This window comes from Arthrobacter crystallopoietes (assembly GCF_017603825.1).
GTDB lineage: Bacteria > Actinomycetota > Actinomycetes > Actinomycetales > Micrococcaceae > Crystallibacter > Crystallibacter crystallopoietes_B.
The window spans coordinates 1,630,648-1,656,171 of record NZ_CP072014.1 but is presented as its reverse complement, the minus strand read 5'-3'; the positions used below and the strand labels follow the sequence as shown (position 1 = coordinate 1,656,171).

22 protein-coding genes are annotated in these 25,524 nt (G+C 64.5%); 8 read left to right on the top strand and 14 right to left on the bottom strand.

Going from position 1 to position 25,524, the window contains the following annotated elements; genetic code table 11:
- The first annotated feature begins 68 nt into the window (after window positions 1-68).
- Entirely contained in the window at window positions 69-1,064 is a 996-nt protein-coding gene (locus J5251_RS07565; protein ID WP_244250840.1) for a glucose 1-dehydrogenase, read from the top strand.
- A 22-nt stretch (window positions 1,065-1,086) separates the two neighbouring features.
- On the opposite strand, the gene J5251_RS07560 is transcribed toward J5251_RS07565, so the two are convergent.
- Window positions 1,087-1,662, bottom strand: a complete 576-nt coding sequence (locus J5251_RS07560; protein ID WP_139006073.1) for a helix-turn-helix domain-containing protein — start codon at window positions 1,660-1,662, stop codon at window positions 1,087-1,089.
- Window positions 1,663-1,812: 150 nt separating this feature from the next.
- On the opposite strand from J5251_RS07560, the gene J5251_RS07555 reads away from it, so the two are divergent.
- Window positions 1,813-3,336 (top strand): sodium:solute symporter, encoded by a 1,524-nt coding sequence (locus tag J5251_RS07555; RefSeq protein ID WP_139006072.1) that lies wholly within the window; start codon window positions 1,813-1,815, stop codon window positions 3,334-3,336.
- A gap of 39 nt (window positions 3,337-3,375) precedes the next feature.
- On the opposite strand, the gene J5251_RS07550 is transcribed toward J5251_RS07555, so the two are convergent.
- Together J5251_RS07550 and J5251_RS07545 are read right to left on the bottom strand one after the other, a co-directional pair.
- Window positions 3,376-3,726, bottom strand: a complete 351-nt coding sequence (locus J5251_RS07550) for a DUF202 domain-containing protein (protein ID WP_139006071.1) — start codon at window positions 3,724-3,726, stop codon at window positions 3,376-3,378.
- Between the two features lie 2 nt (window positions 3,727-3,728).
- Window positions 3,729-4,136 carry a YidH family protein gene (locus J5251_RS07545; RefSeq protein WP_139006070.1) on the bottom strand — a complete coding sequence of 136 codons (408 nt, stop codon included), beginning with the start codon at window positions 4,134-4,136 and terminating at the stop codon, window positions 3,729-3,731.
- A gap of 377 nt (window positions 4,137-4,513) precedes the next feature.
- On the opposite strand from J5251_RS07545, the gene J5251_RS07540 reads away from it, so the two are divergent.
- Complete coding sequence (locus J5251_RS07540) at window positions 4,514-5,629, top strand: VIT1/CCC1 transporter family protein (protein WP_139006069.1); 1,116 nt, start codon at window positions 4,514-4,516, stop codon at window positions 5,627-5,629.
- A 41-nt stretch (window positions 5,630-5,670) separates the two neighbouring features.
- On the opposite strand, the gene J5251_RS07535 is transcribed toward J5251_RS07540, so the two are convergent.
- The 10 genes from J5251_RS07535 to glyA all read right to left on the bottom strand — a co-directional run bounded on the left by J5251_RS07535 (window position 5,671) and on the right by glyA (window position 17,981).
- Window positions 5,671-6,828: an LOG family protein gene (locus tag J5251_RS07535; protein WP_139006068.1), complete on the bottom strand. Its 1,158-nt coding sequence runs from the start codon at window positions 6,826-6,828 to the stop codon at window positions 5,671-5,673.
- An 83-nt stretch (window positions 6,829-6,911) separates the two neighbouring features.
- The gene (locus J5251_RS07530) at window positions 6,912-8,522 is read right to left on the bottom strand and encodes an MDR family MFS transporter (protein ID WP_240793150.1); all 1,611 of its coding nucleotides are present in this window, start codon (window positions 8,520-8,522) and stop codon (window positions 6,912-6,914) included.
- Window positions 8,519-9,145, bottom strand: coding sequence for a TetR/AcrR family transcriptional regulator (locus tag J5251_RS20300; protein ID WP_240793149.1), 627 nt, complete (start codon window positions 9,143-9,145; stop codon window positions 8,519-8,521). Before J5251_RS20300 ends, J5251_RS07530 begins: the two co-directional genes overlap by 4 nt.
- Window positions 9,146-9,292: 147 nt before the next feature.
- Window positions 9,293-10,186, bottom strand: coding sequence for a formyltetrahydrofolate deformylase (gene purU, locus J5251_RS07525; RefSeq protein WP_139006065.1), 894 nt, complete (start codon window positions 10,184-10,186; stop codon window positions 9,293-9,295).
- A complete protein-coding gene (locus J5251_RS07520; RefSeq protein ID WP_139006064.1) occupies window positions 10,176-11,576 on the bottom strand; it encodes an L-serine ammonia-lyase in 1,401 nt (466 codons plus the stop codon). The genes purU and J5251_RS07520 overlap by 11 nt, the downstream gene beginning before the upstream one ends.
- Window positions 11,576-12,205: a sarcosine oxidase subunit gamma gene (locus J5251_RS07515; RefSeq protein ID WP_139006063.1), complete on the bottom strand. Its 630-nt coding sequence runs from the start codon at window positions 12,203-12,205 to the stop codon at window positions 11,576-11,578. Before J5251_RS07515 ends, J5251_RS07520 begins: the two co-directional genes overlap by 1 nt.
- Window positions 12,198-15,125, bottom strand: coding sequence for a sarcosine oxidase subunit alpha family protein (locus J5251_RS07510; RefSeq protein WP_139006062.1), 2,928 nt, complete (start codon window positions 15,123-15,125; stop codon window positions 12,198-12,200). Before J5251_RS07510 ends, J5251_RS07515 begins: the two co-directional genes overlap by 8 nt.
- The gene (locus J5251_RS07505; protein WP_139006061.1) at window positions 15,122-15,451 is read right to left on the bottom strand and encodes a sarcosine oxidase subunit delta; all 330 of its coding nucleotides are present in this window, start codon (window positions 15,449-15,451) and stop codon (window positions 15,122-15,124) included. Before J5251_RS07505 ends, J5251_RS07510 begins: the two co-directional genes overlap by 4 nt.
- Window positions 15,452-15,465: 14 nt before the next feature.
- Entirely contained in the window at window positions 15,466-16,683 is a 1,218-nt protein-coding gene (locus J5251_RS07500) for a sarcosine oxidase subunit beta family protein (protein WP_139006060.1), read from the bottom strand.
- Window positions 16,683-17,981, bottom strand: a complete 1,299-nt coding sequence (glyA, locus tag J5251_RS07495) for a serine hydroxymethyltransferase (RefSeq protein ID WP_139006059.1) — start codon at window positions 17,979-17,981, stop codon at window positions 16,683-16,685. Before glyA ends, J5251_RS07500 begins: the two co-directional genes overlap by 1 nt.
- Before the next feature lie 132 nt (window positions 17,982-18,113).
- Between glyA and J5251_RS07490 the strand changes: the two genes are divergently transcribed.
- On the top strand, window positions 18,114-18,785 hold the full coding sequence (locus tag J5251_RS07490; protein WP_208575640.1) for a GntR family transcriptional regulator: 672 nt from the start codon (window positions 18,114-18,116) through the stop codon (window positions 18,783-18,785).
- A gap of 42 nt (window positions 18,786-18,827) precedes the next feature.
- On the opposite strand, the gene J5251_RS07485 is transcribed toward J5251_RS07490, so the two are convergent.
- Entirely contained in the window at window positions 18,828-20,336 is a 1,509-nt protein-coding gene (locus J5251_RS07485; protein ID WP_171059414.1) for a PucR family transcriptional regulator, read from the bottom strand.
- A gap of 108 nt (window positions 20,337-20,444) precedes the next feature.
- On the opposite strand from J5251_RS07485, the gene J5251_RS07480 reads away from it, so the two are divergent.
- The 4 genes from J5251_RS07480 (at window position 20,445) to J5251_RS07465 (ending at window position 25,512) form a co-directional block, all read left to right on the top strand.
- Window positions 20,445-21,992: a purine-cytosine permease family protein gene (locus J5251_RS07480; RefSeq protein WP_139006056.1), complete on the top strand. Its 1,548-nt coding sequence runs from the start codon at window positions 20,445-20,447 to the stop codon at window positions 21,990-21,992.
- Window positions 21,993-22,166: 174 nt separating this feature from the next.
- Window positions 22,167-22,622 carry a nucleoside deaminase gene (locus J5251_RS07475; protein WP_139006055.1) on the top strand — a complete coding sequence of 152 codons (456 nt, stop codon included), beginning with the start codon at window positions 22,167-22,169 and terminating at the stop codon, window positions 22,620-22,622.
- Between the two features lie 181 nt (window positions 22,623-22,803).
- Window positions 22,804-24,204 carry an MFS transporter gene (locus J5251_RS07470; RefSeq protein ID WP_240793148.1) on the top strand — a complete coding sequence of 467 codons (1,401 nt, stop codon included), beginning with the start codon at window positions 22,804-22,806 and terminating at the stop codon, window positions 24,202-24,204.
- 51 nt (window positions 24,205-24,255) lie between these two features.
- Complete coding sequence (locus tag J5251_RS07465; RefSeq protein ID WP_208575639.1) at window positions 24,256-25,512, top strand: aminopeptidase P family protein; 1,257 nt, start codon at window positions 24,256-24,258, stop codon at window positions 25,510-25,512.
- The last annotated feature ends 12 nt before the right edge of the window (window positions 25,513-25,524 follow it).

The following is a 25,524-nucleotide window of genomic DNA, read 5'->3' as shown; positions in this document are numbered from 1 at the left end:
CATGGGAGGCAGGATTGCAGGCACTGACGGTTACCCCCGGGGTCAAAGATTCCCTTGCACTACGGGATGTGGCGGAGCCGGACTCCGGGGAGGGCGCGGTCCTTGTCGATGCGCTGTCCGTCGGCCTCTGCGGCACGGACCGGGAGATCATCGCGGCCGAATACGGCTCGGCGCCGGACGGCAAGGAGCATCTGGTGCTGGGGCACGAGAACCTGGGCCGGGTCCGCGAGGCGCCGCCGGGGTCCGGCCTGGCGCCGGGCGATCTCGTGGTGGGCATTGTCAGGCGCCCCGATCCGGAACCTTGCGCCGCCTGCGCCGTCGGCGAGTGGGACATGTGCCTCAACGGGCAATACACCGAGCACGGCATTAAGTCACTGGACGGGTTCGCTCGGAAGCATTGGCGGGCCGAGCCGGACGCGATGGTGAAGCTCGACGCCGCCTTGTCCGAAGTCGGCGTGCTGCTGGAACCAACCACCATTGTGGCGAAGGCCTGGGAGCAGATCGAGCGCATCGGCGCACGTGCCTATTTCGATCCCAAGGTCGTCGCGGTAACCGGCGCGGGACCCATGGGCCTTCTGGCCGCGCTGCTGGGAGTGCAGCGCGGGCTGGAAGTCCACGTCTACGATCTGGCCGATGAAGGGCCGAAACCGGGTCTGGTGAAGGACCTCGGCGCAGCGTTCCACTCGGACCCGCTCCCCGAATCGGGCGTGGAAGCCGACGTACTCCTCGAATGCACCGGGGTTCCCTCCGTAGTGCTCGACACCATCAGCTGCGGCGCAAACAACGCCATCACCTGCCTTACCGGTGTGTCCGGAACCGGACAACGGACACCTGTCGACTTGGGCCGACTCAACCGCACCGCGGTGCTGGAGAACGACGTCGTATTCGGCACTGTCAACGCCAACCGCCGCCACTACCTCCAAGCCGCGGAAGCGCTGGCCAAGGCCGACCAGGCCTGGCTCGGACGCCTGATCACCCGCCGGACCCGGCTCGAAGACTTCGCCCAGGCCTTCGAACAACGCGACGACGACGTGAAGGTGGTCATCGACTTGCAGCAGGAGTAGCCGTAGACCTGCGCCGGAAGAATTAGCGCGCGGCAGCCGGGACCAGGGTCCAGGTCACGATTGCCTGCTCATCCGTCTCGTTAATCCAGCTGTGCGGCTCGCGGCCGGAGAAGGAGATAGTGTCGCCCGCATTGAGTTCGTAGCGTTCGGACGTGAAGATCAGCGTGATGCGGCCGGCAATCACATGCAGGACGTCCACTTCGCAGTCCACCGAGTACAGCTCGGATTCGCCCCGCCCGCGGGGCTCAATGACCGCCCGGATGATCTGGAGGCGGCGCTCATGGCGCGCGGTCAGCAGCTCTTCCCTAATGCCCTGACCGCCGAGGCTGATCCGCGGCCCCTCCCCCGCCCGGGACAAATGCGTTTCCGGCATCAGGAACAAGTCGCCGATGGAAATGCCCAGCACCTGGCACAGCGTCACCAGTGAAGCTACCGACGGCGACGTGAGGTCCCGTTCGACCCGGCTCAGGAAGCCCTTGGTCAATCCGGTTGAGTCCGCAACCTGCTCGATAGTCATGCGCTGCTCCTGCCGCGCCGCGCGGATCCGCGATCCGATCGCTACCGGGGCATTGCTGGGCTCAACAGGCAGTGCTTTCACTGAGCAACTCTTTCTCGCGGGCGGAGAGGACTACTCCCCTGGATCTTCGAAATATCTTGACGTGTCGGGCACATCACAATTAGCCTAGCACTCAACACTTGTTGCCTTACAGGCAATTTCTTCCTTTCCTGCTTCCAGGAGCTTCTTCCCATGGATGGACAATTCATCAACGTCATTATTGTGGTCGCCTACTTGGCCGCAATGCTGCTGTTCGGCTGGTGGGGCAAGTCCCGCACCAAGAACAATAGCGATTATCTCGTGGCCGGCCGCCGACTCGGCGGGCTGCTCTACACAGGCACCATGGCCGCCGTCGTTCTTGGCGGTGCCTCCACCGTCGGCGGCGTTGGCCTCGGCTACAAGTTCGGGCTGTCCGGCATGTGGCTGGTGGTGGCCATCGGCACGGGCGTGCTGCTGCTGAGCCTGCTTTTCGCGCCAACCTTGCAGAAACTGAAAATCTACACGGTGGCCCAGATGCTGACCCTGCGGTACGGCGTCAGCGCTACCAAGGTCTCCGGCATCGTCATGTTGGCGTACACCCTGATGCTGTGCGCCACGTCGACGGGTGCCTACGCGACCATCCTGGTGGTGCTCTTCGGCTGGGAACGTTGGCTGGCCATCACCGTAGGCGGCGCCATTGTGCTGATCTATTCCACCATCGGCGGCATGTGGTCCATCACGCTGGCGGACATGGCGCAGTTCGTCATCAAGACCATCGGCGTCTTCCTACTCATGCTGCCGTTCACCTGGAACGCTGCCGGCGGACTGGACGGGATCCGCGAGCGCGTTGACGCGTCCTTCTTCGACATCGGCGGCATCGGCACGCAGACCATCATCACTTACTTCGTTGTCTACACTCTGGGCCTGCTGATCGGGCAGGACATCTGGCAGCGCGTTTTCACCGCGCGGACTCCGGGGGTCGCCCGCTGGGGCGGCGCGACGGCCGGCATTTACTGCATCTTTTACGGTGCTGCCGGCGCCCTGATCGGCATGGCAGCCGCCGTTGTCATTCCAGGTCTGGAGAACCAGGACGACGTCTATGCGGATGTCGCGATGAACCTGCTGCCCATCGGCATCGGCGGCATTGTGCTCGCCGCCGCCGTGGCCGCAATGATGTCCACTGCTTCCGGCACCCTGATTGCCGCCGCCACCGTGGCGAAGGCAGATGTGGTGCCCTTTGTCCGTTCCTGGTTCGGCAAGCCGGCCCACCACGAGCACGGCGAAAACCCTGAGCACGATGTGCAGGGCAGCCGCTGGTATGTCCTCGGTCTGGGCGTCCTGGCGATCGTGCTGGCCATCCTGGTGCAGGACGTGGTCGCCGCGCTGACCATCGCCTACGACATCCTGGTCGGCGGATTGCTCATTGCCATCCTCGGCGGCCTGGTGTGGAAGCGCGGAACCGGTCTCGGCGCCGCGGCGTCCATGGCAGTCGGCAGCGTAGTCACCTTGACCACCATGATCATCCTCGAGGTCAACGCGGAAAACCAGTACGACGGCATTTACGCCAATGAGCCGATCTATTATGGCTTGATCGCCTCGCTGGTCGCCTACATAGTGGTGTCCCTGGCAACCAGGCCGACCGACCCGGCCGTGCGCGAGGCCTGGGATCTGCGGGTCGCAGGCGCCGTCTCGGACGAGGTCCCGGTGGAAGGCCCGGAAGAGGCCCACAGCCGCTGACCCGCTGTTCCTGCCGAGTCTGTTGTTCCTGCCCGCCGGCTAACCGCCCACGGGCAGGAACAACACCGTGTAAATGCCCAGCGCACCCAGGACAAAGACGCTGGCGGACGTAAAAAGGACACCAACGACGTCGGCATGGACCGTTTCGCTGGCAATGCCGCGGACGGCGCGGTGGTACCGGAGTTTCTGTGTCAGGTTGATGGCCAGGGCCGTCACCAGCGTGACGGCTACCAGGATCCCGGCAAACCAGCCGTGATGCGGCATCCAACGCAGGAAAATCGCGGCGGCAACCACCATGGCCATAGTAGTCCGGCCCCAGGCGAGCGACGTGCGCTCGGGCTGGAGTCCGGCGTCGTTATGTTCGGGTGCGGGACCGCGGCGCAGTGCCATGGTCAGAGGGGCCGCAGGACAACGAAGACCACCAGGATCGCCGCGACAACTGCCCCGCCGACGGCCAGGATGGGCGCGATCAGCGGCAAGGGCAGCGGAGTCTTGTGCCGCATGGCCCGCTCCACATTCAGCCACCGGAAGAAGGCGCCGGCACCAATCACCATGGCCAGGACCAGCAGAAGGATGGCCACGGTCTTGCGGATCTCGGTGACAAACAGTTCAGTGGTGAACGCCTCGACGGCGATGCCGCCGGCCAGCAGTGCCAGCGAGGTGCGGATCCAGGCCAGGAAGGTACGCTCGTTGGCCAGGGTGAAACGCGGGTCCGGTTCGGTGCCGCCGCGCAGCAGTCGGGTGGAGAACTTGTTGCGCCCGGGTGCGGGATCCGGGGTAGGAGATGCCGAGGTAGCCACGGCTCCATCCTAACGGCGGCCGGTGTTCTTCCCGGCATCGATGCTCCCCCATGACACTTCCCCGCGCTGTCCTTCATGAACGCCTGTGTGTGCCGGCTAACCCCCTGTCTCCGGGAACTTCGGGCCCCGCCACGGTATGATGGAGGCTGCGAAGGGGAGTAGCTCCACCGCCTGTCCGGGATTTCCGGTTTATCGGAATGCCCGTCATGGAACGGCGTGGAGGCCTGTCGACATACTGGCCAGCACGATTGGCCCGGCAGTCCACCTGATCCTGCATCAAACCGGCAGGCTTCGGGCGAGCGAGACCTTCGGTCAGTTTGCCGCATAACTGACCGGAGCCATCCCGTCTCCGGTCCATGATCAGGAGCATCGCCACCATGAGCCCTTCCCGCGAAGGACCCACCCAATCCAGCCAAGCCCCGCCGTCGAGCCGGAATATCAAACTCTGGCGCCGGTATCTTGCCGACGAACGTGCCGAAGCGGCCATCTACCGGGACCTGGCCCGCCGCCGCGACGGCGAAGAACGTGCCATCCTGCTGGAACTGGCCGAAGCCGAGGGCCGGCACGAACAGCACTGGCGCGATCTGCTCGGAGAACACGCGGACAGGCCTGCACGCCCATCCTTCCGGCGCAGTCTGCTGCGCACCATGGCGCGTTGGTTCGGCTCGGTTTTTGTCATGGCGCTGGCGCAGCGGGCCGAGGGCCGCTCCCCCTACAGCTCCGAACCGGCCGCCACGAATGCGATGGCCGCCGACGAACTGATCCACGAAGAGGTGATCCGAGGCCTGGCAACCCGCGGCCGGGCCCGGCTGTCCGGCAACTTCCGCGCCGCTGTCTTCGGCGCCAATGACGGGCTGGTCTCCAACCTCGCCCTGATCATGGGCATCGGCGCCACCGGTGTCTCCAGCGGCTTCATCCTGTTCAGCGGCATCGCCGGCCTGCTGGCCGGGGCGCTGTCCATGGGCGCCGGCGAGTACGTTTCGGTTCGTTCCCAGCGCGAACTGCTCAGTGCAACAAAACCCACCCAGATCACCCTGACGGCGGCTCCGGACCTGGATCTGAAATCCAATGAACTGGTTCTGGTTTACCGGGCACGCGGCATGACCCTTGAAGCGGCCGAGCACCGGGCAGCGGAACGGATGGGCTATCTGGCCTGCGACTGCGATCCCAGCCTGTCCCTGCACCCCGGAGTGGAGGAGGTCGAGTACCAGGAGATCGGGACCGGCTGGAACGCAGCCATTTCCAGCTTCCTGTTCTTCTCCAGCGGCGCGCTGGTTCCGATCCTGCCGTACATCTTCGGCTTGCAGGGCCTGCCGGCCATATTGGTTTCGCTGGTCCTGGTTGGCCTGGCGCTGCTCGTGACCGGAGGAATCGTCGGCCTGCTCTCCGGAGCTTCGCCGTTCAAACGGGCGATGCGGCAGTTGGGCATCGGATTCGGCGCAGCACTGGCAACCTATCTCCTGGGCCTGTTGTTCGGCACCGGGGTCGCCTGACACTGTGGCGCCGCTGCTGGCGGGACTGGACAAGCTGAGGGCTACGGCAGCGTGAGCTCCACCGCTGCCTCTACCGAATCGACCAGGTGGATGGCCTCCTCCATCGCCCGTCCGCGGGCCAGCGACTGCAGCAGCGGCCACACCGGAAGCTGCTCGGTCCAGTACGAAGCGCCGACCAGGATCATCGGTGAGAGCTTTTCCGGCGTCGCATAATAGTTTTCGCACGCGTCCTGGAAGATCTCCTGCACCGTTCCGCCGGCGCCGGGAAGGAAGACGATGCCGCCGTTGCACCGCTCCAGCAGCACAGCCTCGCGGATGGCATTGGCGAAGTACTTGGCGATGTGCGTGGCGAAGAGATTAGGGGGTTCGTGACCGTAATGCCAGGTTGGAATGCCAAGATTAACGACGCCGCCGCGGTGCTGTTCGAGGACCCGGGCTGCTGCCCTGGCCCAGGCCGTTACTGAAGGGCGGAAGGAAGGCACTTCGGCAAGCGAGGCCAGCGCCTGGGCGAAAGCGCTGTCCTTCGCCGATGACAGGTAGGCCCCGAGATTGGCGGCCTCCATCGCGCCCGGGCCGCCGCCGGTCGCCACTGCACACCCCGCATTCGCGAGTTGCCTGCCCAGGCGGGCGGCGTCGTCGTACGTCTTACTCCCCCGCTGGGCAGCGTGCCCGCCCATCACGCCGACCACTTTCCGGCCGTTAAAGCCCGGGCCGTCGAACAACGCATCCATGGCGTCGCCGACGGCGTGGTCATGCAGGCTGGCCGCGAGGGTGGCATCGAGGTTCACCCGGGCAGCAGGCTGCGTGGACCAGGCGTAAATAGTTGCGTCCGGCGTTGCCTCGTACTCCGCGGCGGCCAAGCCATCAAACAGCTCGGCGGGCGTATACACCGCGGCACGGTAAGGATCGAACGGGATACCGGGAAGGACGGGGAACAGCAGCGCGCCGCGGGCACGCAGCCACTCCTCCATCCTGGGCTCGAAGTCGCAGCCAAGGAAGATCGCACCGGAGGGATCCAGGTCCCGCAGCACGCCGGTCCGCTCCCGCAGGTCCACCGACTGGAAGTGCCAGCCGCTCAAGGATTGTCCGTCCCCGGCCCGCAGCGTCTTCGCACCCTCCGCTACGAGCCGGTCGAACTGCTCGAGTGTCTCGATTTCGAGGACACGCGGCTCTTTATGCAGTGCAGGTGATGCGCCCATGGAGCAAGCTTAGCCACCGGACCCGTGCCTCGGACTGCCATCCGGACAGTCTGCCGGACCCGTGGCCGCGGTTGGGCCGTGGTTCAGCGTCGGCTGGGCTCGGCCTGCCGGGCGGCCTCGCCGTCGTCGTCGGCTGTGATCAGCACGTTGCCCTCTGCGAGCGCCTCCGGCATCACGTCCGGCTCCAGCGAGGTGGCCAACGGCTTCTCCTTGATGAACAGGCACAACACGGCCGCAGCCAGGGCCAGCGGGACCATGAAGGCGAACAGCGGCATCAGCGCCTCGTTATAGGACTCGACGATCTGCGTCTGGATGGCCTCGGGCAGGCCATGGACCATTTCAGGGGTCAGCGAGTTGCCGCCACCGGTGGCCGCAACGGCATCAGCCGGCAGCCGTTCGGTCAGGAAGCCCACCAGCCGCGAGGCGAAAAGACTACCAACGACGGCGGAACCGAGCGTGGCGCCGATCTGGCGGAAGAAGTTGTTGGCCGCCGTCGCTGTTCCCACCTGCCGCGCGGGGAACGAGTTCTGCACAATGAGCACGAGGATCTGCATGTTCAGGCCCAGCCCCAGACCCAGCAGGCCGAGGTTCAGGCAGATATGCCAGACCGCGGTATCGGCGTGGACCAACCCCATCAGCACCAGTGCGACCGCGAGGATGGCCGAACCGGCAATGGGCATCCACTTGTACCGGCCGGTCTTGGACACCAGCGAGCCCGAGACCACGGAGGCCGCCAGCAGTGCGCCCATCATCGGGATCATCAGCAGGCCGGCCTCGGTGGCGGTGGCCCCGGTAGCCATCTGCAGATAGGTGGGCATGTAGCCGATGGCGCCGAACATCGCCACCGAAACCAGCAGGCCCGAAATGGTGGTGAGGTTGAAGTTGAGGTCCCGGAACAGCTCCATGGGGATGATCGGTTCCGCGGTGCGGCGCTCCACCAGGACAAAGAGGAACGCGGCCAATACGGTGCCGGCGATCAGGCTGATGATGACCGGATCGGACCAGTCGTAGGTACTGCCGCCCCAGCTGCTGACCAGCACCAGTCCGGTGGTGGCGGCGGCCATCAGCAGGATGCCCCAGATGTCGAGTTTGGGCCGGCTGGTCTTGGCCGGAGTCTTGAGGAAGAAGATCGCGCCCAGCAGGGCCAGCACAGCAACCGGCACGTTGAACCAGAAGGTCCAGCGCCAGCCCGGGCCCTCTGTCAGCCAGCCGCCGATCAACGGGCCCACAACGGAGGAAAAGGCGAAGACACCGCCCATCCAGCCCATGTACTTGCCGCGTTCGCGGGCGGGCACCACGTCGGCGATGATGGCCTGCGAAAGGATCATCAGGCCACCGCCGCCCAGGCCTTGGACGATGCGGGCGGCAATGAGCCAAGTCATGTCGAGGGCCAGCGCGCCGATGATGGACCCGGCCAGGAAGACGAGGATCGCCCCGATGAGCAGGGACTTGCGGCCGATCAGATCGCCGAGCTTGCCGTAGATCGGCATCATGATGGTGGAGGCCAGGATGTAGCCGGTAATCACCCACAGCATCAGGTTGGCGCCGTTGAGTTCGCCGACGATGGTAGGCAGCGCTGTGCCCAGGATGGTCTGGTTCAGGGCGGCAAGCAGCATGGCCATCACCAGGGCCACAAAGACCAGCGCCAGTTTGCCGTGCTGCGCGCCGCTTTCGACAGTTGCGGGTTTGCTCACAGAAGTTCCTTCAGGATGTTGCGCATCAGTTCCATGCCCTGATCGAGGGCCTCGGACTGCGATTCGCGGGTGGGGTGGGAAATGGTTTTTTGGATGGCAAAGCGGAGCCCGGCTCCGGCGACGAGGACCAGCATCTTGGCGACGTCCTCTACGTTGTAGCCCGCCGGGGCGGCAGCCCATCTGCTCGACTGGGCGAGCTTTTCGGCCACGGCATCGGTGACGAGCTGCTCCACCTTGACGATGTACTGGAACCTGCGGTGCATCAGCTGCGGATACCGGCAGATAACCTCGCGGCACCGGTTGCCGTCCTCGTCAGCGCTGCCGTGGATGGTCCGGGTGACGGCGTGCATCAAATGGCTCACGCTTGCCAGCAGGTCCCCGTCAACGTCGAAGTCCGCCAGCATGGACTCGTCGACGAACGGTTCCTGCAGGCCCAGGACGGCGTCTTCCTTGGAAGCGAAGTAGTTGAAAAAGGTGCGGGGGGAAACGCCGGCGTCAGCGGCCACGGCGTCCACCGTCACGCACTCCAGGCCCTTGTCCAAGGCTGTGCCGGCTGCCGACAGGTGCAGTGCCGCCCACGTCTCGGCGCGCTTGCGGTCCCGCAGGGAAAGTAGTTGACTCACCGAACCATTATTGCAGTCACTGCAAAAATACACAACTGCAAAGTTTCAGGAGTGCAAAGGGTCACGCCGGCAGCGGTTAAACAGCAACGGCGGCTCTCACCTGAAAAGGTGGGAGCCGCCGTCGTTGTTTGCCAGCGGTGCCTTAGGTCAGCGCAGCACTACGGTCCGGTTTCCGTGCAGGATGACGCGGCCTTCGCAGTGCCACTTCACTGCGTTGGAAAGCGCCTTGCATTCGGTATCACGCCCGGCCGCAACCAGGTCCTCGGGGCCGAAGGTATGGTCCACGTCCACCAGCTGCTGGGCGATGATCGGACCCTCATCCAGCTCGCTGTTGACGTAGTGCGCGGTGGCGCCCACGGTTTTCACGCCGCGCTCGTACGCCTGGTGGTACGGCTTGGCACCCTTGAAGCTGGGCAGGAATGAGTGGTGGATGTTGATGACCCGGCCGGCCATGCGGGTGGCGAGCGAGTCGCTGAGCACCTGCATGTACCGGGCCAGCACCACCAGGTCCACCTCGAAACGGTCCACCAGCTCCAGCAGCTTCGCCTCTGCTTCCGGCTTGGTGTCCGGGGTGACAGGGATGTGGAAGAACGGAATGCCGTGCCACTCCACCAGCCGCTGGTGGTCGCGGTGGTTGGATACCACGGCGACAATCTCTACCGGCAGCTCCCCCGTGCGTGCGCGGAAGAGCAGGTCGTTCAGGCAGTGCCCGAACTTGGAGACCATGATCATCACGCGGCGCTTGGCCCCGTGCCGGTCGAGCTCCCAGCTCATCCCGAAACGCTCGGCCACCGGCACCAAGTCCTTGCGCAGGGCTTCCTCGTCCAGCGCCTCGCCGGTCGAGGAGGCTACATGGACCCGCATGAAGAAGTGGCCCAGGCGCCTGTCGTCGAACTGCTTGAGTTCGACGATGTTGCAGCCGTGTTCCAGCAGCACGCCGCTGACGGCGTGCACAATGCCCGGCGCCTCCCGGCAGTCCAGGGTCAGCACCAGTTCGGACGCCGCTTCGGCGCCCGGGGCGGGCTGTTGTTCAGCACTCAATGACGTTGACGGCCAAGCCACCACGGGAGGTCTCCTTGTACTTGATTTTCATATCTTTGCCGGTCTCGCGCATCGTTTTGATGGCCTGATCCAGGGAGACCTTGTGCTCACCGTCGCCCTGGAGGCAGAGCCGCGCTGCGTTGATCGCCTTGACGCTGGCGATCGCGTTGCGCTCGATGCAAGGAATCTGCACCAGCCCTCCTACAGGATCACAGGTCAGCCCCAGGTTGTGCTCGATGCCCACTTCGGCAGCGTTTTCAACCTGTTCCGGTGTCCCGCCCAGCACCGCGCACAGCGCGCCGGCGGCCATGGAGCAGGCCGAGCCTACTTCGCCCTGGCAACCGACTTCTGCACCGGAGATGGACGCGTTCTCCTTAAAGAGGATACCCACTGCCGCCGCCGTGAGCAGGAACTCCACCACGCCGTCGTCATCTGCACCCGGGACGAACCGGGTATAGAAGTGCAGCACGGCCGGAATGATGCCGGCCGCCCCGTTGGTCGGCGCAGTAACAATCCTGCCGCCGGAGGCATTTTCTTCATTGACCGCCAGCGCGTAGAGATTGACCCATTCCATCGCCCACAGCGGATCCGCCTGCGGAGCGCCGCTGGTGGCGGCCGCCGCCTCGGTCTGGCGCAGCTTGCGCCGCAGTTCAGGAGCACGACGGCGGACCTTCAGTCCCCCGGGCAACCTCTCCTCCGTGCGGGTACAGCCGTTTTCGACGCACTCCTGCATGACCGCCCAGATGTGCAGCAGCTGCGAGCGCAGCTCGGCTTCGCTGCGCCAGGTGAGCTCGTTGGCCAGCATGACCTGGGCAATGGAGAGGCCTTCGGTCCGGCAATGCGCCAGCAGCTGGGCACCGGTCGTGAACGGGTACGGCAGGACCGTGGAGTCTTCCACGATCCGGTCCGCGCCGGCGGCATCCTCGTCCACCACAAAGCCGCCGCCCACTGAGTAGTAGGTGCGTTCGCGCAGCAGGTCCCCGGCGTCGTCGTAAGCGAAGAAGGTCATGCCGTTCGGATGTGCCGGCAAGGCCTTGCGCCGGTGCAGGATCACATCGGCATCCCAGTCGAAGGACACCGGGTGTTCACCGGCCAACGCCAGCTTGCGCGCGGCGATGGCGTCCCGGACCTGGGTGTCGGCTGTGTCTGTGTCCACTGTCTCCGGGTCCTGCCCCTGCAGGCCCAGCACCACGGCCTTGTCGGAGCCGTGGCCGAAGCCGGTGGCGCCCAATGAGCCGAACAGCTCGGCCCGGACGCGGGCCACTGCGTTCAGCTGCCCGTCCCGGACCAAGCCGTCGGTGAACCGCTTGGCCGCCCGCATCGGCCCCACCGTGTGCGATGAGGAGGGGCCGATGCCAACGGAAAACAGATCCAGTGCGCTGAGCGCCATTACGGCACCTCGGGTGAGGCGAACTCCGTCATCGCGTCCAGCAGCCAGCGCGCGGTGTAGTCCGCGAAGGAGGCGCGCGGCAGGATCCGGTAGGTCTGCGCTCCGCCTTCCTCCGCCGTCTGCCACAGCAGCACCGGTACCGGGCCGAGCTGGGTCATGACCGCGGTGCCCGGGGTGAAGGCCCGCGGGTGCAGGTCCACATGGCAGCCCTTCTCCAGCACGGCGCGTGCCGATGGGCCGGACAGTTCCAGCGTGGTGCGGTTCGCCGAAAGATCGACGACGGCGCCCGGCTCGGCTCCCAGGGCTTCAATCAGCGCCGCGGTGGCGTTGGAGCCTTCCGGGCCGACCAGCAGGAACTCGTCCGGGCCCAGCCACAACAGGGCGGTTCCGTCAACGGTGCCCGCCACCTGTCCGTGGCCTGCCGGCAGCGGCAGACCCAGAGCGGCCTCCAGCGCCTTGGCCCCGGCCGAACCCGGCTCGGCCCGCAGGCCGACCATGTTCAGGAACGGGATCTCGCGCAGGCTCACGCCCCGTTCGCCGGACACGGCGCCTTCGCGGATTGCGTCTTCCAGATGTGCCAGCGGGCTGCGGCGCAGCGCTGCAATGTCAGTCAATACCTGTTCAGCCATCACGACGGCTCCCTTCGGGATCGTAAAGTACGGGTTCTGCGATGACAACGTCTACAAGCTGCCCGCCGAGCGGGGCCTGCAGCGTCTCACCGATCCGGTTGCGGCCATTCTTGATCATGGCCAGGCCGAAGCTGCGGCCCAGCGCGGCGCTGTGGTAGCTGGAGGTCACGTGGCCCTCCATCGGCACCGGCGCTTCGGCCGGGGCGATGCGGGTGCCCTGGTTGACCAGCTGCGCACCCTCCGGCAAGCGGAACGACTTGTCCACCGGCAGGACGCCGACCAACTGCTTGCGGTCCTCGCGCACGTTGTCCACCCGCGAGTAGGAACGCTTGCCCACGAAGTCCTTGGCCTTGGAGACCACCCATTCCATCCCCGCGTCCTGCGGGGTGACGGTGCCGTCCGTGTCCTGGCCGACGATGATGAAGCCCTTTTCGGCGCGGAGCACGTGCATGGTTTCGGTGCCGTACGGTGTGATGTTGAACTCCGCACCGGCCTCGGCCACGTCTTCCCAGACCTTGAGTCCGTACCAGGAGGACACGTTGATCTCAAAGGCCAGTTCGCCGGAGAACGAGATCCGGCAGACGCGCGCAGGAATACCGGACGCGAGCGTCGTTTCCTTGAACGCCATGAACGGGAACGCGTCATTGTCCAGGTCCAGCTCCGGCGCCATCTTCGCGATCACGGCGCGGGACTTCGGTCCAACCACGGCGACGGTGGTGTACTGCTCCGTGACGGAGTTGCAGACCACGTCCAGCTCCGGCCATTCGGTCTGCAGCCATTCCTCCAGCCAGTCCAGCACCTTGGCGGCGCCGCCGGTGGTGGTGGTCATGAAGTAGCGGTCCTCATCGAGGCGCAGGGTCACGCCGTCGTCGAAAATCATGCCGTCAGGGGTGCACATCAGGCCGTAGCGGCCCAACCCCGGCTTGAGCTTCTTGAACGCGTTGGTGTACATCCGGTTGAGGAACTCACCGGCGTCCTTGCCGCGGATCTCGATCTTGCCCAGCGTGGTTGCGTCCATGAAGCCGACGCTTTCACGCACGGCGGCGCATTCGCGCAGCACGGCGGTGTCCATATCCTCGCCCGGCAGCGGGAAGTACCACGGTCGCTTCCACTGTCCGACATCCTCGAACAAGGCGCCGTGGGCCACATGCCACGGGTGGATCGAGGTCAGCCTCGCCGGGTCGAAGAGCTCCCCGCGCTGGCGTCCGGCCAGTGCCGTGAAGGCCACCGGCGTGTAAGGGGCGCGGTAGGCGGTAGTGCCGATGCTGCCGATGTCCGTGTTGTTCAGTGCCGCCGCGATAACGCCGATGGCGTTGATGCCGGAAGTCTTGCCCTGGTCATTGGCGGTGCTGATCGAGGTGTAGCGCTTCACGTGCTCCACGCTGCGCATACCGGCACCGGTGGAACGCAGCACGTCGGCCACGGTCTGGTCGCGCTGGAAGTCCACAAAGTGGGTCTTCCAGCCGGCGGCCTCGCCCTCGAGTCCCGGAACCAGCCACAGCGGGCGGATAGGGGCAAAGGTCTCGGGTGCGGCGGCGGGAACCAGCGCGTTGGCGCGGAAGCCGGCCCGGGTGGCGGCCTCGGCACCGGCCTGGGCGCCTTCCTCCAGGCAGCCGGCCAGATCCAGGTTGCCGTTGAGGGCACCGGCAACCTGCTGGTCCTTGACCTCGCGGCCGGGGACGAACGCGGCGAGCGCCTCGTCCCACTTCAGCTGGCGCTCACGCTGGCTGTGCAGGTGGACCACGGGGGTCCAGCCGCCGGAGACTGCGAGCAGATCCGTTTCGATCTTTTCCGGTTCGCCGGTCAGCTGCCCGTCGGTGTCCAGACCGCTGACGACGACGGCGCTGATCCTTCCGCCGTCGTTGTTGCCTTCGGTGTCCACCACGGCGCTGCCGGTGATCAGGCGGATGCCCGCGGAGGCCAGGGCCTCGGCTGCATCGCCGGTGACCTCGGGCCGGGAGTCGACCACGGCCGCAATCCCGATGCCGGCCGCCTGCAGGTCGGCGACCAGCTTGTAGGCGGAGTCATTGGTGGTAGCAACGACAACATTGTGTCCGGCCGCAACTGCGTAGCGGTTCAGGTAGCTGCGCACGGCGGAGGCCAGCATGATGCCGGGACGGTCATTGTTCGCGAAAACGATCGGGCGCTCGTGCGCACCGGTGGCGAGCACCACCTGCTTCGCACGGACATGCCAGATGCGTTCGCGGGAGACGCCGGCGCCAAGTTCGCCGGTCAAGTGGTCGGTGCGGCGCTGCACAGCGACCACGAAGTTGCTGTCGTAGCTGCCGAACGCGGTGGTCCGCGAGAGGTAGGTAACCTCCTCGGCGGCGGCCAGTTCGGCCGTGGTACGGGCGATCCAGTCCTGCGCGGGCAGGCCGTCGATGACCTCGTCCCGGCCGGACAGCAGCGAGCCGCCGGCTTCGGGCTGCTCGTCCATCAGGATGACGCGGGCGCCGCTCTTGGCTGCTTCGCGGGCGGCGGCCAGCCCGGCGGGGCCGGCGCCGACAACCAGGACGTCGGCGTGGACGTACTTGCGGTCGTACACGGCCTTGTCCGTGCGCGGGTCCAGCTGGCCCAGGCCCTGGAGCAGCTTGGCGTCCATACCGTCCGTCAGCTCAACGGCGGTTGCCGGCAGCATGGACTCGTCCACGTGGCCCTCGAAACGGGCGCTGATCTTGACAAGGGCGTTCGCTTCTTCGACACCGGCGGAGAGGATGCCGCGGGGACGGTCAAGGTAGAGCGAGTTTCCTACCGTGACCTTGCCGGCGGCAAGCATTGCCGAAGCCAGCGTGTCACCGGCGAAGCCGCTGAAGGCCTCGCCGTCGAGCGTAAAGGCCAGGGGCTTGCTGCGGTCGATCCGCGCAGCGGCTGTGGCTTCAGCGGCGAGCCGCTGGGACTGGTTGGCACTGGGGGCGGTCACTTCGCTCCTCCTTTAGCTGACGGGACCTTGGCACCGGCTACGTTGCCGGCGTCGATCTGTGGTTTCTTCTCACCGGGCTTGTACACGGCCTTGATGTCATAGCTGACGGTGTCGCGTACCGCGTTGAACCAGCGCCGGCAGCCGGTGCTGTGCACCCAGCGTTCAGCGAAGAGGCCCTTGGGATTGGCACGGTAAAAGAGGAACTTGGCCCATTCCTCGTCGCTGAGCTGGTTGGGGTCTTCGGGGTAGGCCACGTGGGCCTCGCCGCCGTAATGGTATTCGGTCTCGTCGCGCGGCCCGCACCAGGGGCATTCGATCAGAAGCATCGTGGTTTTCCTTCCTAGTGGGCTACGGCTGCGGCGCCGTGTTCGTCGATCAGGTGCCCGGTTTCGAAGCGGTCCAGGGCAAACGGCGCGTTGAGCGGATGCGGCTCGTCCATTGCAATGGTGTGGGCGAAGGTAAAGCCCGCGCCCGGGGTGCCCTTGAAACCGCCGGTGCCCCAGCCGCAGTTGACGTACAACTGGTCGATGGGAGTCTTGGAGATGATCGGGGATGCGTCCATGGTGGTGTCCACAATGCCGCCCCAGGTACGCAGCACGTGGGCACGCCCGAAGATCGGGAAGAGCTCGACGGCGGCAGCCATCTGCTCCTCGATCACGTGGAAGGCGCCGCGCTGGCCGTAGCCGTTGTAGCTGTCGATGCCGGCGCCCATGACCAGTTCGCCCTTGTGCGCCTGGGAGACGTAGACGTGCACGTGGTTGGACATGACCACCGTGGGGTGCACCGGTTCGTGCAGCTCGGAGACCAGTGCCTGCAGCGGGTGGGACTGGATGGGCAGTTCGAAACCGGCCAGCTCGGCCAGCACGGAGCTGTGTCCGGCACCGGCCAGGGCCACCTTGCCGGCATTGATCCGGCCGCGGTTGGTTTCGACGCCGACCACGCGGTTGCCGTCCTTGATGAAACCGGTGACCTCGCAGTTCTGGATAATGTCCACGCCCATCTCGTCGCACTTGCGTGCAAAGGCCCAGGCCACGTGGTCATGCTTGGCGATTCCGGCGCGCGGCTGGTAGGTCGCTCCCATGATCGGGTAGCGGATGTCGTCCCCGGTGTTGATGATCGGGCAGAGTTCCTTGACCTGCTCCGGGGTAATCCACTCCGCATCCACGCCATTGAGCACGTTGGCGTTGACCCGTCGCATGCTCTCGCGCACGTCCTGCAGGGTGTGCGCGAGGTTCATGACACCGCGCTGGCTGAACAGGAAATCGTATTCCAGTTCCTCGGGCAGCTGCTCCCACAGCTTCAGCGAGTGCTCGTAGATGCCCGCGCTCTCGTCCCACAGGTAGTTGGAGCGGATGATCGTGGTGTTCCGGGCCATGTTCCCGCCGGCCAGCCAGCCGCGCTCCAGCACGGCGATGTTGGTCATGCCAAAGTTTTTGGCCAGGTAGTAGGCGGTAGCCAGGCCGTGCCCGCCGCCGCCGACGATAACGGCGTCGTACGACGATTTGGGCTCAGGATTCCGCCACAGGAAATCCGGGTGCTCAGGCAGCAGATCGGCCATTACTGTGCTCCGTTCGAGGTATCAGCGTTCAGGTTCGGGTAGAGGGGGAACTTGTCGGCCAGGACGGTGACCCGACTCTGCAGCTCCGAGGTCAGTTCCTCGGTCAGATCATGGGTCAAAGCCGTGGCAATGATGTCGGCGACTTCGGTGAATTCCGCATCCCCGAAGCCACGCGTTGCCAGCGCCGGTGTACCGATCCGCAGGCCGGAGGAAACCATCGGCGGGCGGGGGTCGAACGGGACGGCATTGCGGTTGACGGTGATGCCAACGCGGTGCAGCCGGTCTTCGGCCTGCTGGCCGTCCAACTCCGAGTTGCGCAGGTCCACCAGCACCAGGTGGACATCGGTTCCGCCGTTGACCAGGCTGATGCCGGCCGCGGCCACATCGTCCTGCAGCAGGCGGTCGGCCAGCAGCCGCGCACCTTGCAGCGTCCGCTGCTGGCGTTCCTTGAACTCCGGTGAAGCTGCCATTTTGAAGGCGACTGCCTTGCCGGCGATCACGTGCTCCAGCGGGCCGCCCTGCTGGCCGGGGAAAACCGCCGAGTTGATCTTCTTGGCCAGCTCCTGCTTGGACAGGATTACGCCGCCGCGGGGACCGCCGAGGGTCTTGTGGGTGGTGGTAGTAACGACGTCGGCGTAGGGCACCGGGTTCGGGTGCAGTCCGGCGGCGACCAGCCCGGCGAAATGCGCCATGTCAACCATGAGGTAGGCGCCGACCAGATCGGCGATGCGCCGGAACTCCGCGAAGTCCAGCTGCCGGGAGTAAGCGGACCAGCCGGCCACGATGAGTTTCGGCTTGTTCTCGACGGCGAGGCGCTCGACTTCGGCCATGTCGATCTTGTGGTCTTCCTCGGACACTCCGTAGGAAACAACGTTGTAGAGCTTGCCGGAGAAGTTGATCTTCATCCCGTGGGTCAGGTGGCCGCCATGGGCCAGATCCAGACCGAGAATCGTGTCTCCCGGGTTCAGCAACGCAAACATAGCGGCCGCGTTGGCCTGCGCACCGGAGTGCGGCTGCACGTTGGCGGCCTCGGCGCCGAAGAGTTCCTTGACCCGGTCAATGGCCAGCTGCTCGATCACGTCGACGTGCTCGCAGCCGCCGTAGTAGCGCCGGCCAGGGTAACCCTCGGCGTATTTGTTGGTCAGGACTGAGCCTTGGGCTTCCATCACTGCGGTCGGGGCGAAGTTCTCGGAAGCGATCATTTCCAGCGTGGACTGCTGGCGATCCAACTCCTGGCCAATGGCTGCGGCGACCTCTGGGTCGGCGCTTGCCAGCGGGGTGGTCAGGGTAGACACCATTCGTTCTCTCCTTTGAAAAACAACTAATGTGTATCTGATATATCAGAACTGGTTGCAATAGTATGATGGTGATCACACACTGTCAACAGCAGTAAGATTTAGCCCAATCCGCCCAGCCAAGGAGCGAAGCCCGTGAGCATCATTGCTGAGTCGACCCATAGCGCCGACCTGTCCCTCTCGCTGGCCGAGCGCGCCTATCGTGAACTCCGGGACAAACTGATCATGCTGGATATCCGCCCCGGGGAGCCGATCAATGACGGGCAGCTGGCCGCTGAGATGGGCATCGGCCGCACGCCCGTCCGCGAGGCGCTTAAGCGGCTGGAAATCGATCACATGGTGACCTCCTACCCACGTAGGGGAACCTTCGCCACCATCGTTGACATCACCGCCTTGGCCGACGTTTCCGAACTCAGGCAGGCCCTGGAACCGCTCGCAGCCCGACGCGCCGCACGGATGGCAGGCCCCGAGGTCAAGGAAGAGCTGCACAATCTTGCCCGCGACATCGAACGCCTCGACGGCCAAAAGCCCGAGAAGCATGCGCTGATGCGCTACGACCTGAGCGTGCACCGCCTGATCTACAAAGCGGCCGGCAACCAACATCTGGAAGAAACCCTCATCCGGCTGGACAACCTCGCCACCCGGATCTGGTGCCTGGTGCTGGACCGCGTACCATCGATCGCCGGCCACATCACGGAACACGTGGAACTACTGGATGCGATAGTTGCCGGCGACGCCGACAAAGCCGCCACCTTGGCACTGGAGCACGTCACCAGCTTCGAAGAGACCATTCGGAAGGTTCTCTAGTTTCGACGTGAACCCTGTATCTGCAGATCACACCTATCCGTTTCAGTACGAACGAAGGTAGCGCCCCAACCGCGCAGCCAAATGAAGCCCGGCAAGCCTGTCAGTACCGCGCGGGTCCCCGCCGATGAGCTCGAAGATCTTCTCCAACCTGTTGTACAAAGACTGTCGCTCAAGATGCATCGTCCGCGCAGTCTCCGCCGTGTTGCAGCCGGAGGCTAACCATTCGTCAAACGTTTCGAGCAAGCGCGAACGTCGGGCGTCATCGTGTGCGATGAGCCCGCCGAGGAGTTCATCCACCACGTGATGGATCGCTTCGTCACCGGATGCTTGAGACGCCAAGCGTTCTATCGCGAAGGCATCGGCGTCGATAACGGAACCAGGCCCTGTCCCCGCGGGGGCCAGATCGAATGTCAGCCTCGCCTCCGCAAGGGACCGCGCGGCATCGGCGATCCCCGCCGAAACGGGACCGACCACCAGCACCTGGGGTTGGTCGACGATACCCGCTTTCAGCTCAGACAATAACGTTGCCCGGCGGGCTCGCGAACCCTTGGCTGGAAGCGCCGCCACAGCGACCATTTCCTGCTGCTGGACATAAACAATGCCCTTCGTCCGGTATTTGCGGACCAGCCTCTCGACACCGGCCCAGCGACAGCCGGCACCCAGCGGCCTGCCGAGAACGACCACGAACTGGTCGTCGGGATCCATGCCGGCCGTTCGGCAAAGCTGCCTCAGCCGCTGGCCCTGGAGTCCGCCCAAGATGGATCGCACCAACTCCTTGCCCGCGACGTCCACGAGATCCGGTGCGTGCCGTCCATGCAGCGCCAGCGCAAGGATGCTCGCCGCCCGCTCACCCACAACCTGAGCCCAGGAGCTGTCGCCATCCGTTTTGGGGTGGAGGCGCAAGGAAGCTGTCACCGTACCGCGCTGGGAGATATCGAATTCGAGGGGCGGGAACTCAACTTCGGGGTGACTAGTGTCAGCTGTCGGCGCCACCGCCTCCTCGATGACCGTTCCCGCCCCGTCCATGACCACCACATCGGCCGGGATCTGCCTGGCCAGGAGTTGCAGGAGCTCCTTCAACCCGCCGCCGTTCGCCAGTTCTGCTGCCAAGTTTTGGGACAGAACATCCGCTTGGCGCAGCAGGTCCACCGATCGGGTAACCAGGAGGCTATTGATGGACTGGGCGATCTGCACAAAGGGTGCAACCTTCCTCAGTTCGATCAGGGGCAGTTCATGTGCCTCGGCTGTCTGGATAAGATCGGCGGGAATCGTCTTCAATGGTCCGCCGGATTCGATGCCGAGCGCGGCGATACTGCGGGCAGCGAGGTCGCGGATGTACTGCCGCCGCTGTTCCGCGGATGCAGCCGCGAGCTCCACACCGCCCGTCAGGAGCAGCTCTCCGCCGCTGAGCAGCGGAGCGATATCCATAACTTCGCTCGAATGAACCCATCGCACCTGACGTCCAGGCACAAATGCGGAGCCAGCACGGACAATGGGACCAGCCCTTCGGAACGCCTCGTGGCCGAGTACCTCTTCGAGCTCGATATTCATTGACGATCTGTCCATTTCAGTTAGCGCTTATGCGACACATCGAATATAGATCATGTGACTCAGCCCACATAATATTGACCCAGTCCCAAAACTCACCGGAGGAATCCAATGATTCAGAACCAACAGGGCACCCCTTCTTCCCCCGCAGCAGACTCTTCGTCCCACGACGATGTGGAGCAAGACCTGCAGTGCATTCCCGAGTCCTCCCGCACGAGAAAAGTCTCAGGCCAGTTCTGGATCTGGGCAGGCGCGAACCTCGCACCCATCAACTGGGTTCTCGGAGCACTCGGAATTAACCTTGGTCTCGGCTTCGCCGACACAATAACAGTTCTCGTCCTCGGAAACTTGATCGGCATGGTGCTGTTCGGCTTCTTCGTTCTGCTCGGACAGAAGACCGGCGCAACCGGAATGGTCCTCGCACGTGCAGCGTTCGGCCGCCGCGGCAACTACGTTCCGGCAGCAATCCAGGCAACGCTGGGCATCGGCTGGTGCGCGGTCAACACCTGGATCATCCTCGACCTGGTCATGGCCTTGTTCGGGAGCATCGGCTGGGTAGACCCGACTCAGGAGAATTATGGCTGGAAGATCGGTGTTGCCGCAGTCATCATGGGACTGCAGGTCCTGATCGCATTCTTCGGCTACAAGGCCATCGCCGCCTTCGAACGGTGGACCGTTCCGCCCACGATCCTGGTCCTCATCGCTATGTCCGCTGTGGCTTGGTTCGGCATGGATATCGACTGGAGCTATGCGGGCCCGGCGGGAGAAATCCTCACCGGCACCGAGCGCATCGCTGCAATGAGTGCCGTAATGACCGCTATCGGCATCGGCTGGGGAATCACCTGGTTCACCTATGCAGCGGACTACTCACGCTTCGTGAGCACTAAGACCTCCAAGAAGCGCCTGTACCTGGCCTCCGTGCTGGGCCAGTTCATCCCGGTCGTATGGCTCGGCGTCCTCGGCGCCAGCCTCGCAACGAAGAGCGGAAGCATCGACCCCGGGCAGCTCATCGTGGAAAACTACGGAGCTCTGGCCATCCCCGTCCTGCTGATGGTTTTGCACGGCCCCATCGCCACCAACATCCTGAACATCTACACGTTCTCGGTGGCGGCACAGGCCCTCGATGTCCGCATCAAACGGCGCGTCCTGAACCTGATTGTGGGCGTCTTCGCCCTGATCGCCGTCATCTTCTTCATCTACCAGACCAACTTCGCAGCCGTGCTTGACTCCTGGCTCATCGGCCTCGTCGCCTGGGTCGCATCATGGGGAGGCATCATGCTGGTGCACTACTACGGCATCGAACGCCGCCACCCGCAGGACCCGGCCCGCCTCTTCGACCCCATCGGCACCCATCGGCTGCCTGTAGTGAACTGGGCCGGCATCACCGCCCTGTTCGCGGGCATCTTCGCCACCTGGCTGTTCATGTACGGCATCCTTCCGGCCACGCAGGGACCCATCGCCGTCGCAATGGGCGGACTGGATCTGTCCTGGCTCGCCGGCGGGCTGACGAGCGCCACGGCGTACGCAATTCTCGGCCCGCGCGTCCACCGCCGCTACGCCACCAGCACCTCCAGCATCTCCACGCCTGAACCTGTCGTTGCACCCAAGGAACAGGAGCCAGGCCGCCACTTGGACGCCACCTATGGCGGTGTATCCTGACTGCCTTCCCATCAGCAAGTCAATGAGTAATCCTTGGAAGTACGGCCTATTGCTTGCCTTTACTTGACACCCTCCCCCGGTACGGCCGGAGCTGACTCTCAGCTCCGGCCGTACAGACGTTTCCGCGCTAAAGACGCAACACCAGATCCTCGACCAATAACGAACCGGAGCACCATGCCCACCTTGTCACGACCCAGTTTCGAAGCCGCCGTGGAAGCTGCACGAAAGAGCATGTCAACGGGCGGCATACCCATCGGTGCCGCCCTTGAGCGAAACGGCCAGTTGATCGCCACGGGACACAATCAGCGGTTTCAGCAAGGGGACCCTACTGCCCACGGAGAAATTGATTGCATTCGGGCAGCAGGCCGCCAGAACACCTATACCGACACCGTTCTCTACACCACACTGGCCCCCTGCGCGATGTGCGCCGGAACCATCATCCAGTTCAAGATTCCGACCGTCGTCGTGGGCGAGTCCACCACTTTCCCAGGTGAACTGGACCTTCTGCGGTCACGGGGCGTTGAGGTCATCGTCCTCAACGATGAGCGGTGCACCCAGCTAATGCAGGATTTCCAGCGAACCCAGCCGGAGTTGTGGGCGGAAGACATCGGCGAACTCACCGAGAATTAATTGAAACAGCTCAATAGATTGCAGTAAAAGCAACGCTGTTGCGCGCCCTCCCCCGGAAACTCTGGGAAGGGCGCGCTTTACGTATGCCCAAAAGTATTGACAGTGATGCAGGGCACATCTATGGTTGACGCAACACCGTTGCAGTAGATGCAACTTCTTCGAATCTGGATGGTTTTCCCCCATGAAACTGAGCAAAACTCGGGCCGGCAATGGCGCCCCCGTTCCAGGAACCAAAGACACAACCACGGTGGCCTTTTCGAACGACGGCGCTCCCTCCCTCAGCGGCCAACGTCGGCTTGAGTCGAAGGTCGGCCGGGACACCCGCCGCAAAGTCATCGCTGCCAGCTTTATCGGCAACTTTGTCGAGTGGTTCGATTACGCCGTCTACGGCTACCTGGCCGTCACCATCACGGCCGTGTTCTTCCCTGAGTCGGACCCCCAGACCGGGCTCCTGCTGACCTTCGCCCTCTTCGCCATCTCCTTCTTGGTCCGGCCTCTGGGCGGCTTTGTCTGGGGGCACATCGGAGACCGGATCGGCCGGCGCACCGCGCTGTCCTGGTCGATCCTGATCATGTCCGCGGCCACGTTCTGCATCGCACTGATCCCCGGCTATGCAACGATCGGCATCTGGGCCCCCATTCTGCTGCTGATCATCCGGGTCGTGCAGGGCTTTTCGGCATCGGGAGAGTACGCCGGTGCATCCGCCTTCCTCGTTGAGTACGCACCGCCGAACCGACGCGGCCTTTATGCTGCCGTCGTTCCTGCCAGCACCGCGACCGGCCTGCTGCTCGGCTCGCTGCTCGCGGCGCTGCTGACCGGTCTGCTCAATGACAGCCAGATGCAGGACTGGGGATGGCGACTGCCGTTCCTGCTGGCCGCCCCCATGGGCCTGATCGGCCGCTACATCCGAACCAAGCTGGAGGATACCCCGGCCTTCCGGGCGCTGGCTGCCGAGGACCATGCCGTCAAGGCACCGGTCAAGGACATGTTCCGCACTCATTGGCGCCAGTTGCTACAGGCCGTCGGCGCGGTGCTGCTCAACGCCGTCGGTTTCTACGTCATCCTCAGCTACATGCCCACCTACCTCTCGGAAGAGCTTGGCCTAGGCGCCACTGAGTCCTACATCGCAACGACGATCGCCCTGCTGACGTATATCGGCTTCATCTTCCTGACCGGCATGCTCTCGGACCGCTTCGGCCGCAAGAAGGTCCTCATTTCCGCCTCGGTGCTGTTCATTCTGCTGACCGTTCCCGCGTTCAGCCTGCTGGGTACCGGCAACTTCCTGGTCATCGTCCTGGTCCAGATCCTGCTCGGCGCCATGCTGACGCTCAATGACGGTACGCTGCCCAGCTTCCTGGCCGAGATGTTCCCGACCCGCGTGCGCTACAGCGGCTTCGCCGTGAGTTTCAATCTCTCCAACGCCCTCTTCGGCGGAACCGCACCGATGATGGCGACACTGCTGATCGCCGCAACCGCGAACGATCTGGCGCCGGCGTTCTACCTCGTGGCGGCCGCCATCATCTCCCTGGTCGCGGTCTCGCTCTCACGCGAAACCAGCAACCAGCCACTGCGGCACGAATAAAAGCTTCCCTCACCCAGATCCAAAACAACACAACATCCTTTAGGAGATTCAATGACCATCGCAGCTGCTCCCGCCAATTCCGTCGCCGAACTCGAGCGCCTGAAGGTCCTGCACAACGGCACCAAGCAGAAGCTGACGTTCTCCGACGCCGAGTTCGAACGCCGCCTGACCGGACTGCGCCGGATCATGGCCGCGAAGGAACTCGACGCCGTCATCCTCACCAGCTACCACGGCATCAAGTACTACTCCGACTTCCTCTACACCACCTTCGGCCGCAACTACGCCCTCGTCGTCACCGCCGACGACTCCGTCACCATCACCGCGAACATCGACGCCGGCATGCCCTGGCGCACCAGCTACGGCGAAAACATCGTCTACACCGACTGGCGCCGCGACAACTTCTACTACGGCCTGCAGGAAGCCCTGCGCCAGCGCGGCATCACCGCCCGCCGCCTCGGCGTCGAAGACGACGCCCTGCCCGTGATGACCCGCGAAAAAATCCAGGCCGCCTTCGCCGACGCGCAACTGCACGACATCTCCCAGGACGCCATGCGCCAGCGCATGATCAAATCCGCCGAAGAAATCGAAGTCATCAAACACGGCGCCCGCATCGGCGACCTCGGCGGCGAAGCCATCAAAGCCGCCATCCGCGAAGGCATCACCGAATACGAAGTCGCCCTCATCGGCACCGAAACCATGGTCCACGAAATCGCCCGCACCTTCCCCGAACAGGAAGTCCGCGACACCTGGGTCTGGTTCCAGTCCGGCATCAACACCGACGGCGCCCACAACTGGGCCACCACCCGCAAACTCCAGCGCGGCGACATCCTCTCCCTGAACTGCTTCCCGATGACCTCCGGCTACTACACCGCCCTGGAACGCACCCTCTTCCTCGGCCAGCCCGACGAACGCTCCCTGGAACTGTGGAACGTCAACGTCGAAGTCCACAAACGCGGCCTGGAACTGATCAAGCCCGGCGCCGTCTGCAAGGACATCGCCGCCGAACTCAACGAAATCTACATCGGCCACGGCCTGCTCCCGAACCGCACCTTCGGCTACGGCCACTCCTTCGGCGTCCTCTCCCACTACTACGGCCGCGAAGCAGGCCTGGAACTGCGCGAAGACATCGACACCGTCCTCGAACCCGGCATGGTCGTCTCCATGGAACCCATGATCACCGTCCAAGACGGCGAACCCGGCGCCGGCGGCTACCGCGAACACGACATCCTCGTCATCGGCGAAAACGGCAACGTCGAAAACATCACCAAATTCGGCTTCGGCCCCGACAACAACATCATCGACGCCTAATACGGCACCTTT

What these genes read in the sequence shown, in the direction of transcription:
- J5251_RS07555 (WP_139006072.1), top strand. Translation starts at nt 1,813, where the DNA reads ATGGATGGACAATTCATCAACGTCATTATTGTGGTCGCCTACTTGGCC.
- J5251_RS07550 (WP_139006071.1), bottom strand. Translation starts at nt 3,726, where the DNA reads ATGGCACTGCGCCGCGGTCCCGCACCCGAACATAACGACGCCGGACTC.
- J5251_RS07540 (WP_139006069.1), top strand. Translation starts at nt 4,514, where the DNA reads ATGAGCCCTTCCCGCGAAGGACCCACCCAATCCAGCCAAGCCCCGCCG.
- J5251_RS07535 (WP_139006068.1), bottom strand. Translation starts at nt 6,828, where the DNA reads ATGGGCGCATCACCTGCACTGCATAAAGAGCCGCGTGTCCTCGAAATC.
- J5251_RS07520 (WP_139006064.1), bottom strand. Translation starts at nt 11,576, where the DNA reads ATGGCGCTCAGCGCACTGGATCTGTTTTCCGTTGGCATCGGCCCCTCC.
- J5251_RS07515 (WP_139006063.1), bottom strand. Translation starts at nt 12,205, where the DNA reads ATGGCTGAACAGGTATTGACTGACATTGCAGCGCTGCGCCGCAGCCCG.
- J5251_RS07505 (WP_139006061.1), bottom strand. Translation starts at nt 15,451, where the DNA reads ATGCTTCTGATCGAATGCCCCTGGTGCGGGCCGCGCGACGAGACCGAA.
- J5251_RS07500 (WP_139006060.1), bottom strand. Translation starts at nt 16,683, where the DNA reads ATGGCCGATCTGCTGCCTGAGCACCCGGATTTCCTGTGGCGGAATCCT.
- glyA (WP_139006059.1), bottom strand. Translation starts at nt 17,981, where the DNA reads ATGGTGTCTACCCTGACCACCCCGCTGGCAAGCGCCGACCCAGAGGTC.
- J5251_RS07485 (WP_171059414.1), bottom strand. Translation starts at nt 20,336, where the DNA reads ATGAATATCGAGCTCGAAGAGGTACTCGGCCACGAGGCGTTCCGAAGG.
- J5251_RS07480 (WP_139006056.1), top strand. Translation starts at nt 20,445, where the DNA reads ATGATTCAGAACCAACAGGGCACCCCTTCTTCCCCCGCAGCAGACTCT.
- J5251_RS07475 (WP_139006055.1), top strand. Translation starts at nt 22,167, where the DNA reads ATGCCCACCTTGTCACGACCCAGTTTCGAAGCCGCCGTGGAAGCTGCA.
- J5251_RS07470 (WP_240793148.1), top strand. Translation starts at nt 22,804, where the DNA reads ATGAAACTGAGCAAAACTCGGGCCGGCAATGGCGCCCCCGTTCCAGGA.
- J5251_RS07465 (WP_208575639.1), top strand. Translation starts at nt 24,256, where the DNA reads ATGACCATCGCAGCTGCTCCCGCCAATTCCGTCGCCGAACTCGAGCGC.